Below are 20359 nucleotides of genomic sequence, written 5' to 3'. Positions count from 1 at the left end.
GATTATACCATCGTCTATATTTAAAAAATTATTGGTCTATGTGGTAATTTGAAAATTTGAAAGTGTGTTAATTTGAAAATGAGAAAGCTTTATTAATAAATAGTCAATGGATTAATTAATAAAAAATCTCAAATCTCAAGGCTCATCGCTCAAGGCTCATCGCTCAAATCTCACAGCTTGATTCTCACCATCTCTAAAAACTCATCTTCTGAAATAATTTGAACACCCAATTTCTGGGCTTTTTGCAATTTTGATGGACCAGCGTCATTACCAGCTACCAGAAAATTCAATTTTCCCGAAACGCCGCTTAATACTTTTCCACCATTTGCTTCAATTTTTACCTTCAAATCATCACGTTCGAAATTTTGAAAAGTTCCCGAAATTACAAAAGTTTTTCCTTCTAAACTGTTCCCTTCCACAACAATTTCGGTAGTTTCATGGATAAATTGTAGCTTAGCCTCTTTCAAACGAGCAATATACTGTTGATTATCCTCATCTTGGAAGAATGCCACAACGCTTTGTGCGATTCTGTCGCCAATCTCAGGAACCTGCAAAAGCTCTTCGTAACTAGCCTTAGCAATGGCATCTATGTTATTAAAATACGAAGCTAATTTTTCCGCTACTGTTGCACCTACAAAGCGGATACCGATACCAAACAATACTTGTTTGAAAGGAATCTCTTTTGATTTTTCAACCCCCGAAAGAATATTATTAATAGATTTTTCCTTGAAACCCTCTAAATTGGCTAAATCTTCTTTTGTTAAATCATACAAATCGGCTGGACTTTTGATGATGCCTTTCTGATAAAACAAATCGATAGATTCTGTTCCTAAGTTTTCAATATTCAAGGCCTTCCGTTGAATAAAATGCTCTATTTTACCTTTAATCTGTGGTGGACAACCTTTTTCATTCGGACAATAATGATTAGCTTCTCCATCTTTTCTGACCAAAGGCGTATCGCATTCTGGACAAGTAGTTGGGAATTGTACTTTCTCAAAATCTAAAGCTCTTTTACTAACATCAACACCCGTGATTTTAGGAATAATTTCACCTCCTTTTTCCACAAAAAGGGTATCTCCAATGTGTAAATCTAGTCGCTCTATTTCATTGGCATTATGAATACTCGCACGTTTTACTACTGTACCAGCCAATAATACAGGCTTTAAATTGGCAACAGGCGTAACATTCCCCGTTCTTCCTACTTGATAACTTACTGTTTCTAAAGTAGTGGTAGCCGATTCTGATTTGTATTTATAAGCAATAGCCCAACGCGGAGATTTAGCCGTGTAGCCTAATATTTCTCGTTGAGCAAAAGAGTTTATTTTAATAACAATACCATCTGTATTGAGGGGTAAATCAAAACGTGCTTTATCCCAACGTTCTATAAAGGCAAATACTTCTTGAATATTACTGCATTTTTTCCATGTAGGTGAAACATTGAACCCTGCACTTTTCATCCAATGCAAACTTTCTTCATGACTTTTGAAAACCTCATCATACGCCAAAAATTGATAGAGATAACAATCCATTTTTCTTTTGGCTACTACCGAAGAATCTTGCATTTTAAACGTTCCAGAAGCCGCATTTCTTGGGTTAGCCAACAATGCCTCGCCAATATCCTCTCGTTCTTTGTTCAACGATTCAAAAGATGATAAAGGCATAAAACCTTCGCCTCGTACCTCAAAAACAGCAGGCATATTTTCAGCCTTTACGCTAAGGGGTAAAGTACGAATGGTTTTGATATTTGAAGTAATATCGTCGCCTCTTACACCGTCTCCACGGGTAACACCCCTCACTAATTTGCCATTTTCATACCAAACAGAAAGCGCTACACCATCGAATTTCAACTCACAAATATATTCATAAGGCTCATTGTCGAGTCCTTTTCTTACTCTTTCATCAAAATCAAGTAGTTCTCCTTCATTATAGGTATTTCCCAATGAAAGCATCGGGAAACGGTGAGTTACTGCTTCAAATTCTTTAGAAATAGCGCCACCCACACGGTGCGTAGGAGAGTCGTTACGAACCAAATCAGGAAAGGCTTTTTCTAAAGACTGTAATTGTTCAAGAAGTTTATCAAATTCAAAATCAGATACTTCTGAATCAGCAGTGACGTAATATCGATAGTTCAGTTCATTCAACCTGTCTGTCAATTGGTTGATTTCTTCCTGTGGGTTCATTCAAATAAGCTTTTAAAAATTTACCGAATTTACCGCCAAAATATAAGTTATTTTAAATTTTCGAACTAAAATTATCTTTTTTGTTCATCAATGTTTATAAGGCTTTTTGCTTTTGTCTTTGTGTCTGAGTAGAATAAGTGGTAATTTTACCACGAAGATTTCAAGAAATTAATAAATTTACTCTTCTGATGACAAATACTTCTAAATCGTTCTCTATTGTTCAACTATTTATTCTTATTAGTATTCTTTCGGCTGCATTAGTTTTACGAGTAATAAATCTTGATAAACACGGAATATTTTTTGATGAAAAAGCATCGCTATTAGTCAGTCAGGGAATGGCGATAGAAGGAAGCACACAAAAAAACTGTTTTGCAACACCCGGAAAAACAACTTTTACACCCAAAGAATTTTGGGCAGAAAAATCAATACAAGATTACTTTGAAGCCAACAGACGAAGTGATATAGGCAATAGCCCTGCCTATTATGTCGTGTTGCATCAGTGGACAAAGTTGTTTGGATTGAGCGATTTCTCAATTCGCTTTCTTTCAGTAGTGTGGGGACTAGCCACCATATTATTATTAGCCTTTTTTGTAAAGGAGCATTTTAAGCAAACTACCTTAGCATTGATTTGTGCCGCTTTGATGGCAATAGAACCGTTTTTTATTGCTACTAGCCAACAAGCCCGAAACTACTCAATGAGTTTTTTCTTTACCTTATTGGCTACACACATTTTTTTGAAGATTATTCAACGGGAAGAAAAAGGAGCGAGCCCTGTTAAGTTATACTTGTTTTATGGTTTACTATCAGGCATTTGCTTATTGTCCCATTTCCTCACAGCTACTGTTTTTATAGCACATGGATTGTATGTCTTAATCTATGTTAGGAGACTAAAACCTTGGCTTTTCTTGCCCTTGAGTTTATTGATTGGCTTTGCCTTTTTTGGTTATTGGATTACCTACGGCGGAGGCGATTACACGTTTAGAACACTCGCTTATCAGGCAAAGGTATATTATCAGGAAGCCAGATTAGTCCCTAATCCACATGCAGGAACGATTGACCCTGCTACGCCCAAGAATGTATTTAAGAAAGCATTACCCATTTTTACAGATTTGTTCATTATCAGCAATGGTTTGACGAGTAAATTTGTGGGTTTCAAAAATATATTAATAGCCATTCTGATAGCTGGTTTTTCAATATTTTCAATCAGAAAATTCAATTTGAATGGAGACAAAAAATGGTTATGGATTGTTATTATAGCAAACATCGTTTCGTTTTTTGTTTATACCATTGCCAAGTTTCAATATTTAGAACTAATCAATTGTTTTATAATAGCATACCTGTTCTTTTATAATTTGAATAGTAAAACAGAAGAATATTCTAAGCAACTATTGGTGTTTTTAGCAATCTTGGGTTTTTTCCCAAGTATCTTTTTAGTGCTTGTTTCATTTAAAAATGGACATACTTTTGGATTAACCCAACGTTATTCTGGCTTCTCGTTTCCATATACCATTATATTTGTAGGCATAGCGCTTTCACAAGTAAAATGGCGTTTAAAGCCCTTGAATATTTTTATTGGTGTAGTACTGTTATCACATTTATTTTTTGTGGGTCAAACCATCAAAGATTTACTGAACGATGTATCTATTAAATATAATTATAGAGTAGTAGCAAGAGATAAAAATCCTTATCCTGTGATAGCAAAATCACTAGAAGAACGTTATCAAACAGGAGATACTATTTTGTATCCCTCTTTTATCGAAACTGTGTATGTGGCTGATACCATTGGAAAAGTAGAAGGACAGTCTAACGCAGATGCCCAATATGTGAATATGTATTTGCCAAAAGATGCGGAATACATCCAAAGAATTAATACTAAAGAACGAAATAAAATAATCTTAAAGAAAAAAGACGGACGTTTGATTGAGATTTTTGATTTAAAAGAAAAAACGTACCGCTATTAATGCATGAATAATATTTTAATTGCCCCTTCGTTGCTTGCAGCAGACTTTGCAAATCTCCAGAGAGATATTGAAATGGTAAATGCCTCTGAGGCTGACTGGTTTCACGTTGATGTAATGGACGGACATTTTGTGCCGAACATATCTTTTGGAATGCCCGTTATCGAAGCCATCAATCGCCATGCTACCAAGCCACTGGACGTACATTTGATGATTGAAAAACCAGAGCGTTATCTGGCTGAATTCAAACGATTAGGCGCTGCAAACATTACAGTTCATTACGAAGCTTGTACACATTTGCATCGAACTATTCAACAAATCAAAGACTTAGGGTGCTTGGCGGGTGTAGTGTTGAATCCTGCTACGCCAGTATCAGTATTAGAAGAAATCTTGCCAGATTGCGAGATGGTACTATTGATGTCGGTAAACCCTGGTTATGGTGGTCAAAAATTTATTGAAGCTACCTACGATAAAGTACGTAAACTTCGTAGAATGATTGAAGAAAAAGGCTTAAAAACTATCATTGAAATTGACGGAGGCGTAAACCAAGAAACGGGACAAAAATTGGTAGATGCAGGAGCCGATGCGCTAGTGGCAGGTAGTTATGTTTTTGGTGCTCAAGACCCACTTCAAACAATTGCTAATCTTAAAAAAATCAAATAATAGGTTGGTTTAAAGTGGAAATTTTAGAAAGAGTAATAATAAAAAACAATTTTCGTTTAAATTTATCAGTTAAAATCATAATCGCTTTATTAAACCATTGATAATGAGAATATTCTTTTTGTTATTATTCTTTCTCATTTCCTTTATTGCTACAGCCCAAAAAACCTTTTGGGCTAGTAAAGTAGTTGCTTTTTCTTCTGAGTATTCAGATGCAAAAACTACTAAAGAGAATCGTGCTATACAAGTTTTAGGAAAGCCCAGCAAATTGCCTCAAGTAGGGATTTCGGCCTGTGCTTGGCAACCGCTGACACAAAATAATACCCAAGAAGAGTTCCTGATTGTAAGTTTTGATACCCTTATGCCCATTCAGCAAGTGGCAATTGCTGAGAATTACGGACAAGGAAGTATTGTTCGGGTTGAAGCATTTGATGAATTTGATAACCTAAAAACTTTATGGATCAATAGAAGTGCACCAAGTAATGAAATTGGCAAAATGCTGAATTTGGTACTATCAAAACCTACTCCTTATAAAGTCAGAAGTATTAAAATAGTCCTGAATACTACCCGCACAAAAGGGTGGACTCAAATAGATGCAATTGGGATTTCGCAAGCAACTACTCCTATTAAGGCGGTTGTGAATGTGGCTAAAAACTTACCTGCTGCCGTTCTCAAAGAAAATCTGGGTAGCAATATCAATTCAGCTTATCGCGAAATTGCCCCTGTAATTTCGCCAGATGGCAAAACGCTATATTATACCCGATGGGAACATCCCGAAAACTTAGGGAAAGATAAAAACCAAGATATTTGGTATTCAGAATTACAGAACGATAGAAAATGGAGCATGGCTCGCCCGATGTCTGCGCCAATTAATAATACCGAACACAATGCTATTTGCGCCATTTCGCCTGATGGCAAAACCATTCTATTGAATAATGTTTACTTGAAGGATGGTTCGATGTTGAAAGGCGTATCAATGTCTACTAAAAATGACAGAGGTTGGGATTTCCCGAAAGCCTTGGCTATCAAAAATTTTAATAATAAATCTGATTACGCAGAATATAGCTTTTCACCCAATGGTAGGGTCTTGATTCTGACAGGTCAATTCAGAGAAACCAACGGAGGGAAAGACATCTATTTGTCGTTTCAACAACCAGATGGTACTTGGTCTGAGCCCGTTAATGCAGGAAAAGTAATTAATACTGCCGAAGATGAAGGCACACCTTTTATTGCTGCTGATGGCAAAACGCTATATTATTCAACAAGGGGTTTGAGTGGCTATGGAAGCAGTGATATTTTTGTGACACGTCGTTTGGATGACACTTGGCTGAAATGGTCGGAGCCAGAAAATTTAGGTGCGGGCATTAATACGCCCGAATGGGATGGCTATTTTTCAGTTTCAGCCTTAGGAGATTATGCCTATTATAGTTCTCAAGAAAATTCTATTGGCGATGAAGATATTTTTAAATTTAAAGTGCCAGAATCAATTAAGCCCGAAACTGTTATTCAATTAACGGGCGGTGTGTTTAATTTTGCAGATAAAAAACTCATCGATGCCAAAATAAAGGTTCAGTCGTTGACAGATGCTGATACTGTTTGTGTAACGTTTGACCCACAAACGGGTGATTATAAATTGATGTTGCCAGCCAAAAAAACTTATTCTATTTCTGCCTCCAAAAAAGGGTTTATGCCGTTTTCTGAAATACTAGATTTTTCGAAGGAGAATAACTTTAAAGAAATAAAAAAGAATATTTTCTTATTACCAATTGAGGCTGGACAAAGAATGACATTGAATAGTGTATTTTTTGAACAGAGTAAATTTGACATTTTGCCTAACTCATATCCTGAACTTGATAGAATAGTAGTAGTAATGAAAGAGAACCCGACGATGGAAATCATGCTGGAAGGCCATACCGACAACCAAGGGGATTGGAATGCCAACCTAACGTTATCCAAACAAAGGGTAGAAGAAGTAAAAAAATACTTGGCAGACAAGGGCGTAGATATGAAACGTATCCAGACACAAGGATATGGCTCTACTCGTCCTGTGGCAAGTAATAACTCAGAAGAAAAAAGGAAATTTAATAGAAGAGTAGAGTTTATGATTGTTAAAAACTAAGCAATCTCTACACGTTTGAATAAAATCTCTTTTCATTAGTAATCGCTAATGAAAAGAGATTTTATACTTTCCAATGGTTTTACAAAGCCTTTTTTGCTCAGAAGTGTTTTATATTGCTAGGCTATTTTAACAAATTGAAATTGTTTTTGTTTTTTTGGAAGAGAATAAATAAGGTTTTCATGAGAGGTAAAGGTTTGACCATATTTTTGTTTTTATATTCTTTTTCATTTAGTATTAATGCCCAACAAGTGTTCTGGGCTAGTAAAGTATTGGCGTTTTCATCAGAGAATACTATCCCTTTTCAACCCTCCGCCAATAAGGCGATTCAAGTATTAGGTAAACCCAATGTTTTGCCCCAGTTTGTGTCCAGTGGCTTAGCTTGGCAACCTGCTAAAAAACCACAGGTTGGTCAAGAATATATCAAAGTAGGTTTTGATACATTGATGGCTGTTCAACAGATATGTATTGCAAGAAGTTTTGGAGATGCCCCCATTTCAAAAATAATGGCCTTTGATTCTTTGATGAAAGAACACTTATTGTATGTATATAACGGTACGGCAGTAGCCCATGAAAAAGGTCAGATTTTGAATATTCTTTTGCCTGAGAAAACTTCATTTAAAGTACATGCCATCAGTGTTTTTGTAGAGAGTAAAGACATTAACGACCAACCACAATTAGATGCCATTGGCATTTCTGAGTCTGATAATCCCATTCAGGTAAAAATTAACATTGCTGAAGATGCTCCTAATGAGATAGTAAGGTCCAACCTTGGAAAAGGAGTAAATTCAAGGCATCAAGAATTTGCTCCAGTGATTTCAAGTGATGGCAAAACGCTGTATTTTACCCGAAACTATGTCAGCCTTTTGGGAAAACCCAAAGACCAAGATGTATATTTTAGTAATATTGATAAAAATGACAAATGGACGAAAGCCCAGAATATAGGCTTGCCCATCAATACAAAAGACAAAAATGCTATTTTGGCTATTTCGACGGATGGCACAGAAATTTTGTTAATGAATAAATACCATGAAAATGGGAAGCTTTCTTCAGGAATATCTCGTTCGTTGAAAACGGCTGAAGGGTGGGCTTTCCCAGAAGAAGTAAAAATAGATAATTTCTACAACCAAAGTCCCAATGCTGAGTTTACAGTATCTGCCGATGGAAGAATAATGGTGATGTCTATTCAAAGAAAAAATACAGTTGGGAAAAGAGATTTGTATGTTTCGTTCAAGAAAGCCAATGAGACATGGACAGAACCCAAGAGCTTAGGGAAAACTATCAATAGCATCGAACATGAAATGACGCCCTTTATTGCGGCAGATACCAAGACCTTGTATTTTTCTACACGTGGATTACCGGGATATGGCGATAACGATATTTTTAAAAGTAAGCGATTGGATGATACTTGGACGAACTGGACAGAACCAGAAAATCTGGGTACAGGCGTGAACACTCCTTACTGGGACGGGTATTTCACCTTACCCGCATCAGGTGAATATGCTTATGTATGTTCCTTTAATGGGAGTAACAAGGAAGATATTTTTAAATTGACCCTCCCCAAAACAGTACAGCCAGACCCCGTAGCGCTATTTACAGGCAGGGTGTTGACAAGTACCGACAAACAGCCTGTAACAGCAAAAATTATGATGATTCCGAGGAATAAGTTGCTGAAAAAAGAAGAGAAAGTATATGAACCAGCCAATGGAAATTTCAAATTTGTGTTGCCTTTGAACGAAATAATAGATTTTATACCCAATGCGAGTGGTTATTTAGCCATTAATGAAACAATAGATTTGACAAAGGCAAATTCTTACCAAGAAATCAAAAAAGACTTGTATTTATTACCTTTGGAAGTGGGAAACAAAGGAGTATTAAATAGCCTGACGTTTGAACAAGGTGAGGCTAAATTATTACCTATGGCGATGAAAGAATTAGATAAAATTGTTCAGGCAATGATAGAAATACCGACCTTAGAAGTCCTATTTGAAGGGCATACCGACAATCAGGGAGACTTCCAATTGAACCTTCAGTTATCAGAAAGTAGAGTGGCAGAAGTAAAGAAATACATTACTAGCAAAGGTATTTCGGCCAACAGAATTACTACGAAAGGATGGGGGCAAACGCGCCCAATAGCTAGCAATGCTACAGAAGAACGGCGTCGTTTAAATAGGAGAGTAGAATTTACGATAACCAAGAAATAATGTATTTCTTTGGGTATGCTTAAAAAACCAACTATTTTTGTGTAAACTTAGTCTGACTTTTTTAGATTAAAGTTTATACAGCTAAATACTCAAAAGGTTCTAATGACAACTATCATCAATAATAGCGTTGAATTATTACAAGACTTCAAGAAAATGCAGGGGAGTCTTAGGCTTAAAATTTTAAAAATGTATTTCAATGCGAATGCTGGTCATATTGGTTGTTCGCTTTCTTGTATAGACTTAATGATTGCGTCATTATTGTCTCATAAAGAAGAAAATGAAACATTTATTCTTTCAAAAGGCCACGCAGCGGCTGCTCTTTATGCCTGTTTGCATGAAATCGGTGATATTTCAGACGAGAAGCTTGAGAGTTATTATAAAAACGGTACTGATCTCCCAGCACATCCAGCCCCTAATAAAGTAAAAGGAATCCCTTTTGCTACAGGCTCTTTAGGGCATGGCTTTCCCATAGCTACAGGAATAGCACAAGCGAATAAAATATTAGAAAACAATGACTTTACCTATGTGTTGATGTCGGATGGTGAAACCAATGAAGGCACAACTTGGGAAGCAGGACATTATGCTGTGGCCAATCAGTTGGATAATCTGATAGTAATGATTGACAAAAATGGGCTACAAGGGTTTGGCAATACCAATGCGATTTTAGGCGTTTCGGCTGATGCTGAAAAGTGGAAATCGATAGGTTTTGATGTCATAGATTGCGACGGGCATGATGTTGAATTACTTTATCAGCAGATTGAATATTTAAAGAATCGAAAAAATGGGCTTCCCAAAGTGATAATAGCCAATACTGTGAAAGGAAAGGGCGTATCGTATATGGAAAACAAATTGGAGTGGCATTATTTACCCATGAATGTAGAACAATACGAAAGGGCGCAAGTGGATATTCAAACAAAGTATTTTGATTAACATCATATTACCAAATAATATACATACAAACTTACCATTTCAAAGAAGCTTCTTGGAAATTGAAAATTATTAATAATGACCTACTCAGTAAAAGAAAAAATTTTAGCCCTCAAAGGACCAATTTTTGTTTATGGTGCAAGTGGATTTATTGGAGCTAATCTCTTCAACGAAATTTTTAAACTTAGAAACGATTGTTATGCCTTAACGCATGGTGCACAAAAAGCTTGGCGTTTGAAATTATTGAATGTGCCAGCAGCAAATATTGTTCATTGTGATATCGTTTCTAATTATTCCATTCAAGAAGTATTTAATATCTATAAACCTAAAACAATATTCAATTTAGCTGCTTACGGGGCTTACTCTAAACAAAATAACGTTGGACTTACCTATGAAACCAATGTAATCGGTACGGTTAATTTATTGGAGAATTTAACTCCCGACATGGTGTATGTTCATGCGGGGAGTAGCTCGGAATATGGCTTTAATTGTACTGCACCCAAAGAAAGTGACGCTTTAGAACCCAACAGCCATTATTCTGTATCAAAAATTTCTGCGGCGTATGCTATTCAGTTTTATGCAAATGTTTTTCAGAAAAATGCTATCAATTTAAGGCTATACTCTATTTACGGAGATTGGGAAGAGCCCGATAGACTCGTCCCAAAATTGATTGAACAAATCAGGTTTGGGAAACTCCCTAATTTTGTTTCACCAGAAATTTCTAGAGACTTTGTTTATATCACCGACTGTTTGGAGGCTTTTCTAGACGGAGCATTGAAAATGTCTGATGCAATCAGAGGCAAATCATACAATATAGCTAGTAGTATAAAAACAACCATTGGAGATTTAGTGGAAATCTCAAGAAAAGAGTTTGACATCCTTGAAGAGCCATCATGGGGAAGCATGGAAAAACGCCAGTGGGATTTAGCAGAGTGGTATGGCGACCCTACGGAAGCCGAAAAAGATTTAGGCTGGACTGCCAAAACGCCTTTAAATGTAGGCTTGCGTAAATACTTTGAATGGCAAGAGATGGTCAGGTATGAAGAGAAAGTATTACCAGCCTTTCAAAACCCATATTTGAATCCTGTCATTACGGCGATTATTGCTTGTTATAGAGATGCTCAAGCTATTCCGTTTATGTATGAGCGATTGGTGAAAACCTTTAATGATATGAAGGTTCGTTATGAAATAATCTTTGTAAACGACTGTTCGCCTGATAATACAGAAGAAGTATTGGAGGGAATCTGTAATAAAGACCCTAATGTAATCGGTATTACCCATTCAAGAAACTTTGGGTCACAAGCAGCATTTTTGTCGGGCATGGAAATATCAACGGGTGATGCTGTAGTGCTGATGGATGGCGATTTGCAAGACCCACCTGAGGTAATTCCAAGCTTTTATGAAAAATGGATTAAAGGGTATGAAGTAACCTATGGAGTAAGGGTACAGCGTGAAATGCCAGATTGGTTACATTTCTTTTATAAGACCTTCTACAGAATCTTTAAAAATATGTCTTACATCAACATTCCAAATGATGCTGGCGATTTTTCAATGATTGACCGTAAAGTGGTAAAAGAATTAGTCAACTTGCCTGAAACTGAACAATTCCTGAGAGGTTTGAGGGCATGGGTAGGCTTTAAACAAATAGGTGTTGACTATATACGTCCCGAAAGAATGTTTGGTGTATCCACCAACAATTGGCGTAAGAATATCTGGTGGGCCAAAAAAGCGATTTTCTCTTTTAGCTTTGTGCCATTAGAAATCATGTCTTACGGAGGTGTAATCATGACGTTACTATCCATCTTAGGCATTATTTGGCAGATATTAGCCAAGTATGTATTCTTTCCAGATACCCCTTCAGGTATTTCTACCGTTATTGTGTTAGTGATGTTTTTCGGAGGAATCAACCTGCTTGGTATAAGCTTTTTAGGGGAATATATTGCGAAGATTTTTGAAGAGACCAAAAAGAGACCAAAATTCATCAGAACGCGTGTGCGTAAAGGCGTAAAAAGGTATAATACCTCAGAAGAAATAAAGAGACTAGTAGAAGAACAAAGAAAATAATTAAGCGATTGAACAAATTGCTTTATCAATAATGAGAAGAGAATTTTCAGATGCCATAGAAAAGATAGCCCTCGAAGACGAGAAAGTGGTGTTTATTACAGGTGATTTAGGGTATAATGCTTTAGAAAACCTACAAAAAAAGATGGGCAAACGTTTTATCAATGCTGGAGTAGCCGAACAAAATATGGTTGGTCTGGCAGCGGGAATGGCTTACAAAGGCTTCAAAGTTTTTTGTTATTCAATCGCCCCTTTCGTAGTGTACCGTTGTTGGGAGCAATTTAGGAATGACGTTTGTTTGCATAATTTACCTGTATTTTTAGTAGGCAATGGCGGAGGCTACGGCTACGGAATTATGGGAAGTAGCCACCATGCGATTGAGGATTTGGCAGGACTAAGTAGCTTGCAAAACGTAAAATGCTGGATTCCTGCGTTTTCAGATGAAGTAGAGCCTTTTGTGAATCAGATTATTTCCGAAGGTCGCCCTGCTTATTTACGTTTAGGTGCTGGAAAACAAACGCCTTCACTAGAGAAAGACTTTGATTCAATAAAATTATTGGCAAAGCCAAACAATGCCAAGTCAAGTATTATTGCATTAGGACCAGTTGTAGGGAATGTCATCAAGGTGTTAGAGAACGAGGAATTTAAAGATAAGTTCAACTTATTTACTGCCTATCAATTGCCTTTGAAAGTAGAATCGGAAGCTTTTGCAATCATTCAACAAGCTAAAAATGTACTTGTAGTAGAAGAACACGTAAGTATCGGTGGATTAGCACAACAGCTTTCTATTCAGTTGTTAGAAAACGGGATTTCGTTAAATAAATTTATTAGCCTACGGGCACAAGGATACCCCGATGGTTTATATGGAGACCAAGGTTTTCATCAGGCGCAATCTGGACTAGACGAAAAAAATATTGCTGAAAAGCTTAGATTATTGTTAGCTTAATCGCATGATGCTTGCATGTGAGTCGTCACTCACAAGTCAGAACTCTTACTTAATATGTCAGAAATAAAAAAAGAAACATATTTTTCTCAACTCGATGGTATTCGTTTTTTGGCAGTTATGTTGGTGTTGATTGACCATTGGATGGCAGAAAGAAATCCCCTTCCATTAGGGCATCTTGGGGTAACGATGTTTTTTGTATTAAGTGGGTTTTTAATTACCAGAATTTTAATACAAAGTAAATTAAAAGATGACCGAACAGGGCGAAGCCATTGGTTTTCTGTAAAACAATTTATTGTTAGACGAAGCATCAGAATTTTCCCTATTTACTTTCTCTCAATTTTTGCTTTATATTATTTTAATATTCCCCCTGTTCGTGAAACCCTGATTTGGTGCTTAACCTACAGCACGAATTTATACATTGCTATTAATCAACATTGGATGGGTACGATAGACCACCTGTGGTCGTTGGCTGTGGAAGAGCAGTATTATTTAGTATTCCCTTATCTGATACTTTTTCTACCTACCCGCTACTACCTGAAATTATTGGGTGCAATGATTGTCATTTCTATTGCTACACGGCTGTGGCTGTACTTCAACGGAACGCCTTGGTTAGTGCAATATGTACTGATGCCTACTGCTCTTGATTGTTTTGGTTTAGGGGGATTGATGGCATACTATTTTACCTTCAAAAAGAATGAGGTGTTTGATAAATTAGCCAATACTAAATTTATCGTATTTAGCTTTATTGCTTATGCTATCTGTGTAAGCTTAATTATCATGCAACAAAAGGCAACAGGCGAAGTAGAGAATTTTGGAAAGCTAGTAGTCGAACGTTTTTTAGGGGCAACTTTCTGTTTTTTCCTGATTGCCAAAGCCATTGCTGAATACAAAGGCTTTTTGAAATGGTTTTTTGAGCAACCTATCATTCAATATTTGGGACGCATAAGTTATGGTATTTATTTGTATCACAACTTTGTTTACAATTTTTATCATACCCCTCAGACAAGTATTGTGTTGAGAGGGCTTCATAAAATCCAAAGAATGTTTCCACTGTTTACCCTCAATATAGGTTTTGAATTTCTATATTTTTTAGGGATAACAGTCTTTATTGCAACACTGTCTTGGTTCATTATCGAGAAGCCCATTAACCATTTAAAGAAATATTTTACCTATTAAGCACAAAATATTAAGTTGTTAACGATAAAGTATTATGCTAAAATCGGTTTTGTACCGATGTTTCGATATTTTTGTAGTTTGAACGCTAGCCCTAATTTTCAATCCTATGCTTTTTTTGCTATTATAAATCAATTTATTAAATCTATTTTTACCGAAATACTGAATGAGTATCAAATTAGCCATCGTCATGCCTGCCTACAATGAACAAGATTGTATGGCTGAAGTAGTTAAAATCTGGTCGGATTTTTTAGATAGTGAATTCACTTTAGAAGAAACTAGGCTTATCGTGGTAAATGACGGTTCAAAAGATAATACTGGTGCAATTTTAGATGGATTGCAACCACTATATCCTAAACTTATTGTTGTTCATCAAAAAAATGGAGGGCATGGTAATGCAGTAGTGCATGCCTATCAAAAAGCAGTTGAACTGAATGCCGAATATGTATTCCAAACTGATTCGGATGATCAATTCATTCCACAAGATTTGAAATTACTTTGGGAAAAACGCAATCAGTCTGATTTTATTTTAGGGCATAGAGAAGTAAGACACGACGACCCTTTCAGATTATTTATTACCCGTATCTTGAGATATAGTATGTTTTTTGTGTATGGTACTTTTATCATGGACTCTAACATTCCTTTTAGATTAATCAAAGGTGATTTTCTTAAAAAATTGTTGTCTCAATTGCCTAATCCTGTACCTTTTGCTCCAAATATTTTTCTGGCAATTATGGCAAAAAAGGCTGGGCAAGAGTTGTTCAATATTCCGATAGTCCATAAAGAGAGAGCTACAGGGGAAGTATCTATCCGAAAAATGAAGTTATTAAAAGTATGTTGGCAATCATTCAATGAATTATTGAATTTCAGAATTACTTTAAATAATAATATCAAAAATTTGAAATAGAACCAACAGAAGAATTATGAAACAATACGATTTTGTGATAGTTGGTGCTGGATTGTTTGGTGCAGTGTTTGCTCATGAAGCTAACAAAAGAGGTAAGAAATGCCTTGTAATAGATAAAAGGCCACATCTAGGAGGTAATATATATTGTGAAGAAGTAGAAGGTATTAATGTTCATAAATATGGAGCTCATATTTTCCATACCAATGATAAAGCTATTTGGGACTATGTAAACTCATTTGTTGAATTTAACAGGTATACCAATTCCCCATTGGCCAATTTTGAAGGTGAATTATTTAATTTACCCTTCAATATGAATACTTTTTATCAATTATGGAAAGTAAAAACCCCTGAGGAAGCACAGAATAAAATCAATGAACAGGTAAAAGCTTCGGGCATTACTGACCCACAAAATCTTGAAGAACAAGCAATCTCTTTGGTAGGAACCGATATTTATCATAAATTGATTAAAGGTTATACTGAAAAACAATGGGGGAGAAAGGCGACAGAACTTCCTGCGTTTATTATAAAAAGATTACCGCTTAGATTTACCTTTGATAATAATTATTTCAACGATAAATATCAGGGTATCCCGATTGGTGGGTATAACAAACTTACAGAGGGGTTATTGAAAGATATTGAAGTAAGAACTTCAACAGATTATTTCGCAGACCGTGAGGCTTTTAAGGCAATTGCTGATAAAATTGTTTTTACAGGGCATATCGACGAGTATTATGATTATTGTTTTGGTAAGTTAGAATATCGCAGCCTGCGTTTTGATAATGAGGTAATTGATCAAGAAAATTATCAGGGTAATGCCGTTGTAAATTATACCGAAGCCCATATCCCTTACACAAGGATTATAGAACACAAGCATTTTGAGTTTGGGAAACAGCCCAAAACAGTTATTACTAAAGAATATCCATGTGAATGGACTTCGGGCATGGAGGCTTATTATCCAATTAATGATGATAAGAATACAGAGATGTTTAAACGTTATCGTACATTAGCCTCTGAGGAAAAAGATGTAATTTTTGGTGGTCGCTTGGCTGAATATAAATATTATGATATGCACCAAGTGGTGGCGTCTGCATTAGTGAGAGTAAAAACAGTTTTTGGATAAATCTTTTTATCCATTAAAATGACAACATTATGAAAAATAAGGTAATACTTTTCCTTGCAATAGCCATTTTAGGAATTGGTAGCTATCTTTTTTTTCAAAAGAAAAATCCTTATTTAAGTACCCTAAAACGTTTTGTTCCTGATAATACATTGCTATTATTGGAAACCAACGAACTTTCGGGCTATCCTGAGTCAATCGTTTTTGCTGAAATACCTTTGCTTTCTAGGGTTGAAAACCAGTTTAGCTTGTTGAAGAAAATGGGACTTTCAACAGAAGAAGTAAAAGACTTGTTGAAAGGTAAAATGCTATATTTTGCCTTATTACCAGAAGTAAAAGCAGACTTGAATTATATTACTTATCTGCCTCTTACCCAAAATGATGCTGTTTTAGTCAATAAAATCTCTAAGCTTCAAGAAAATATTTCTGGCAGTAGAATCATTTATCATACCACCCGTGGCTACAGAATAGCAGAAGTAATAGATTCTACCACAAAATCAGTCCTGTCGTTTATCATCCAAAATGATATTTTGATTTTTAGTTCGTCAAGTATCTTGATTGAAGAATCTATCTTGCCTAGCGAAAATACTTGGATTAAAGAAATATCAAATGTGCTAAGCATTAATAATGAGGTAGCAACCACGGCTACACATTTGAATAAGAATGCGATAAGTAAATTTATCAATAAAATATCTATCCATAAAGATAAAGGTGCATCACAGTTTACGCAGTTATTCTCTGATTATTTCTCTGGTTTTGAATCTGATAAATCTACGATTAGTGCAATAGGTATCAATCCCAATGATATTTTTTTTGAAGGACAAACTCCTAAGAAGATAGAGACCTTGAGCATGATTCCCAATACTTCATCATTTTTGTTGCATATCCCGATAGACAATCAAACAAATTTTGAAGAAAACCTCAGAAAATATTTTAGCGATCACAAAGAATTAAATACCTTAAGGAATACCGTTAAGGCTGTATTCAAGGTTAATTATAGTGATATTTATCAAAATTTGGAAAGTGAAATTGTATTTACTGGTTTTGATGAAGGCGATGAAAAATTCAACGGAAAAGCATTAATCCTAAGAAATAATAAGCTGCTAGACATCTTAAAAAATACCTCTGTTGAAGTATCCAAAGAGAAAAATGCCAATGTAGTCAGTGTTGAATACGGTGGTTATTCCATAAAATCTTTGGGAATCAGAGAATTCCCAAGCATGCTTTTTGGGGAATATTTTGCCGGTTTTGAGGAATGCTACTTTACTGAATACAAAAGCAATGTCATCCTGACTAATAGTTTGTTGGCCATGCAAAGCTATTTACTTACTTTGAGCAAAGGCGATGTTTGGAGTAATTCATCCAAGAATCAAGCCTTTATTAAAAAGTGTAAACCTGCCAACTTGACGCTTATTACAGAAACTAATAAAGCATTGCTAGGCTTTAATAAATCATTGGTAAATGCATGGGCTAGTAAATTTGCTGAGAATGAAAGTGTTTTAAATCGTATTCAAGTATGTATTTTTGAAGTCAATCAGCAAAAAACTTCGCTCAGTTTTTTCAAAAATTTATCTTTATCACAACCATCCAAGAAATATTCCAATAAATGGTTGAAACTATCAAGCATTAAGATAGATTCAGCAGCAAAACCATTTTATATTATCAATCCTTCCACTAAAAAACAAGAGGTTTTCGTACAGGATGATGATAATCAAATTCATTATATTAAAGGAGGAAAGCCAGTTTGGTCGTATCAGTTGGCTGGTAAATTAGTAGGAGAAATAAAAAACGTAAAAATATTGCCAAATGTTCAACAGCAATTATTGTTGGCTTGCCCTACAAAAATCTATATACTTACTAAAAACGAAGGAGGTTTTGAGGTACACCCTATTACCAATAATACTGGTACGAGAATAAGCGATTTTATTCTTTTTGATAAAGAAACTGATAGAAAGTTTAATACAACACTTTTTACGGCCAATGCGGCGTCCTTTAAAATAGATAAATCTTCGCTGAGCTTAAAACTTCATTATAAGCCTGTAAGCGGATTACAATATATTTTACCCATCTCTACGGTTATCCTAAGAGGCATTGAATATGCTATTTTATTAGATAAAAAAGGCAAACTTACCTTGCAAGATGCAGATGGCAATGTACCTAATGGTTTTCCGCTTGCCCTAAACCGTACGTTCAATGGGCCAGCGATATTAGAAGGTTCTGGAGAGAAGATTTCAGTAAAGGCTTTGAGCGAAAATGGAGAATTATTTAGCGTGAGTTTGTCTGGAAAAATTATGGAGAAAAAACAGTTGTTAAGACCGAGCATTGAGATTAAATTCTTTTTATGTGCCGACCAACGCAATGCCGATTGGGTCATTATGAAAACGGATGGAAAAGATGTAATAGTACTTGATAAAACAGAACGTGAGATATTTACCATTAAAGAAGAAACCTATGGTGTAAAACGGTTGAAATATTATAATCTGGGCATTGGAGGAAAATACTTTGCTTTGACTAACAGCTATACAAATTATCGTTTTTTTGATGAAAATGGGAGTTACGTAGGAGGGATGCCACTGGTTTCTACGTCTTACCCAGTACTTACTTATTCAGAATCGTATCAAAAATTAATCATTGATATCACAACGCCTACTGCTTTTGAAAATTGGTCGGTGAAACTTCGTTAATATGCTTTTTAATTCTATTCATTTTTTAATTTTCTTTATCATCGTTACGCTTGGCTACTGGTCTTTGGGTTGGAATGGGCGTTGGAGATTACTGCTTTTTGCAAGTTGTTATTTCTACATGGTTTTTCAGCCTATCTATATTTTAATCCTGTTTTTTACCATCATTATCGATTATCTCGCGGGTATTTATATAGAACAATCAAAAGGACATAGCAGGAAACTCCTCCTTATTATCAGTTTGATTTCCAACATTGGCATCTTGGCCATTTTCAAATATTACAACTTTTTTAATACCAATATTACCCATCTCTTACATTTTATTCATGTCAGAAACCCTGCGCCTTATCTGAAAATTCTGTTACCTATTGGCCTATCTTTCCATACTTTTCAGGCAATGAGCTATACGATAGAGGTGTATAGAGGTAATCAAAAGGCTGAAAGACATTTTGGGATTTATGCCCTATATGTGATGTTTTATCCACAGTTGGTAGCTGGCCCCATCGAAAGACCCCAGAATGTGATTCATCAATTTTATGAAAAGCATCAGTATAATTGGGAGAAAGTAAAAAGTGGGCTCATGATGATGGCTTGGGGATTGTTTAAAAAAGTGGTAATTGCCGACCGACTGGCTATGGTGGTAGATGCTGCGTATGGCAATCCTGCTGAAAAAAATGGACTATCGCTTTTGGTCGCTACTTTCTTTTATACCTTTCAGATTTATTGCGATTTCTCGGGCTATTCTGAAATTGCCTTGGGTTCTGCCAGAGTAATGGGCTTTGAATTGATGGAGAACTTTAAAAGTCCCTATTTTTCAAAATCTATTTCAGAATTTTGGCGTAGATGGCATGTTTCTCTTTCTACTTGGTTTCGTGACTACCTCTATATCCCTTTAGGTGGGAATCGTGTAGCCGAATGGCGAAAATATTTCAATCAGTTTGTGGTTTTTATGGTGAGTGGTTTGTGGCACGGTGCTCAGTGGACGTTTGTTATTTGGGGTTCTCTACATGGACTATACTTGGTGATAGCTGCTTTTAGAAATAAATATTTCCCCAAATTAACTTTGCCCCAAAATACGTTAGGGAAAGGCATTAACTTGATTACAACCTTTATATTAGTGATGTTGGCATGGGTTTTCTTTAGAGCAAAAAATACGAAGGATGCCTTGTTGATTCTGAAAAAAATAGTCTTTTCTTCTCCAAACGATTTACTAGAAACGCCTCTGAATGGCGTCGAAATGCTATTTTCTTTGGGGTTGATTATATTATTATTATGGAAAGAATTGAGGTATTTTTATATCAATACACAAAGTAATATCAAGTTTTACAGTTTGGTGTCGGTCATAATGATATTGGTGTATTACTTTGGGGTCTTCAATACCAACAATTTTATCTATTTTCAATTTTGATATGGCTTTCGGTCGTCGGCT

At 35.7% G+C, this 20359-nt stretch carries 13 protein-coding genes; 12 read left to right on the top strand and 1 reads right to left on the bottom strand.

What is annotated here, in order from left to right:
* Positions 1–170 precede the first annotated feature (170 nt).
* Positions 171–2180 carry an NAD-dependent DNA ligase LigA gene (gene ligA, locus J2Y60_RS19595; protein ID WP_309922839.1) on the bottom strand — a complete coding sequence of 670 codons (2010 nt, stop codon included), beginning with the start codon at positions 2178–2180 and terminating at the stop codon, positions 171–173.
* 188 nt (positions 2181–2368) lie between these two features.
* Between ligA and J2Y60_RS19590 the strand changes: the two genes are divergently transcribed.
* The 12 genes from J2Y60_RS19590 (at position 2369) to J2Y60_RS19535 (ending at position 20338) form a co-directional block, all read left to right on the top strand.
* Complete coding sequence (locus J2Y60_RS19590) at positions 2369–4141, top strand: glycosyltransferase family 39 protein (RefSeq protein ID WP_309922836.1); 1773 nt, start codon at positions 2369–2371, stop codon at positions 4139–4141.
* A gap of 3 nt (positions 4142–4144) precedes the next feature.
* Positions 4145–4801: a ribulose-phosphate 3-epimerase gene (gene rpe / locus J2Y60_RS19585; protein WP_309922834.1), complete on the top strand. Its 657-nt coding sequence runs from the start codon at positions 4145–4147 to the stop codon at positions 4799–4801.
* A 103-nt stretch (positions 4802–4904) separates the two neighbouring features.
* Complete coding sequence (locus J2Y60_RS19580) at positions 4905–6917, top strand: OmpA family protein (protein ID WP_309922832.1); 2013 nt, start codon at positions 4905–4907, stop codon at positions 6915–6917.
* Positions 6918–7096: 179 nt separating this feature from the next.
* The gene (locus J2Y60_RS19575) at positions 7097–9118 is read left to right on the top strand and encodes an OmpA family protein (RefSeq protein ID WP_309922831.1); all 2022 of its coding nucleotides are present in this window, start codon (positions 7097–7099) and stop codon (positions 9116–9118) included.
* Positions 9119–9220: 102 nt separating this feature from the next.
* The gene (locus tag J2Y60_RS19570; protein WP_309922829.1) at positions 9221–10048 is read left to right on the top strand and encodes a transketolase; all 828 of its coding nucleotides are present in this window, start codon (positions 9221–9223) and stop codon (positions 10046–10048) included.
* Positions 10049–10123: 75 nt separating this feature from the next.
* On the top strand, positions 10124–12109 hold the full coding sequence (locus tag J2Y60_RS19565) for an NAD-dependent epimerase/dehydratase family protein (protein ID WP_309922827.1): 1986 nt from the start codon (positions 10124–10126) through the stop codon (positions 12107–12109).
* A gap of 31 nt (positions 12110–12140) precedes the next feature.
* The gene (locus tag J2Y60_RS19560; protein WP_309922825.1) at positions 12141–13052 is read left to right on the top strand and encodes a transketolase; all 912 of its coding nucleotides are present in this window, start codon (positions 12141–12143) and stop codon (positions 13050–13052) included.
* A 54-nt stretch (positions 13053–13106) separates the two neighbouring features.
* Positions 13107–14228, top strand: a complete 1122-nt coding sequence (locus J2Y60_RS19555; protein ID WP_309922823.1) for an acyltransferase — start codon at positions 13107–13109, stop codon at positions 14226–14228.
* A 163-nt stretch (positions 14229–14391) separates the two neighbouring features.
* Entirely contained in the window at positions 14392–15132 is a 741-nt protein-coding gene (locus J2Y60_RS19550; protein ID WP_309922821.1) for a glycosyltransferase family 2 protein, read from the top strand.
* Positions 15133–15148: 16 nt separating this feature from the next.
* A complete protein-coding gene (gene glf, locus J2Y60_RS19545) occupies positions 15149–16252 on the top strand; it encodes a UDP-galactopyranose mutase (RefSeq protein WP_309922818.1) in 1104 nt (367 codons plus the stop codon).
* 29 nt (positions 16253–16281) lie between these two features.
* A complete protein-coding gene (locus tag J2Y60_RS19540) occupies positions 16282–18933 on the top strand; it encodes a hypothetical protein (protein ID WP_309922816.1) in 2652 nt (883 codons plus the stop codon).
* 1 nt (position 18934) lies between these two features.
* Positions 18935–20338, top strand: coding sequence for an MBOAT family O-acyltransferase (locus tag J2Y60_RS19535; RefSeq protein ID WP_309922814.1), 1404 nt, complete (start codon positions 18935–18937; stop codon positions 20336–20338).
* Positions 20339–20359 lie beyond the last annotated feature (21 nt).

The organism is Arcicella sp. BE140 (genome assembly GCF_031456255.1).
GTDB lineage: Bacteria > Bacteroidota > Bacteroidia > Cytophagales > Spirosomataceae > Arcicella > Arcicella aquatica.
The sequence above is the reverse complement of the archived record's forward strand: the minus strand, read 5'-3'. Positions and strand labels throughout refer to the sequence as shown.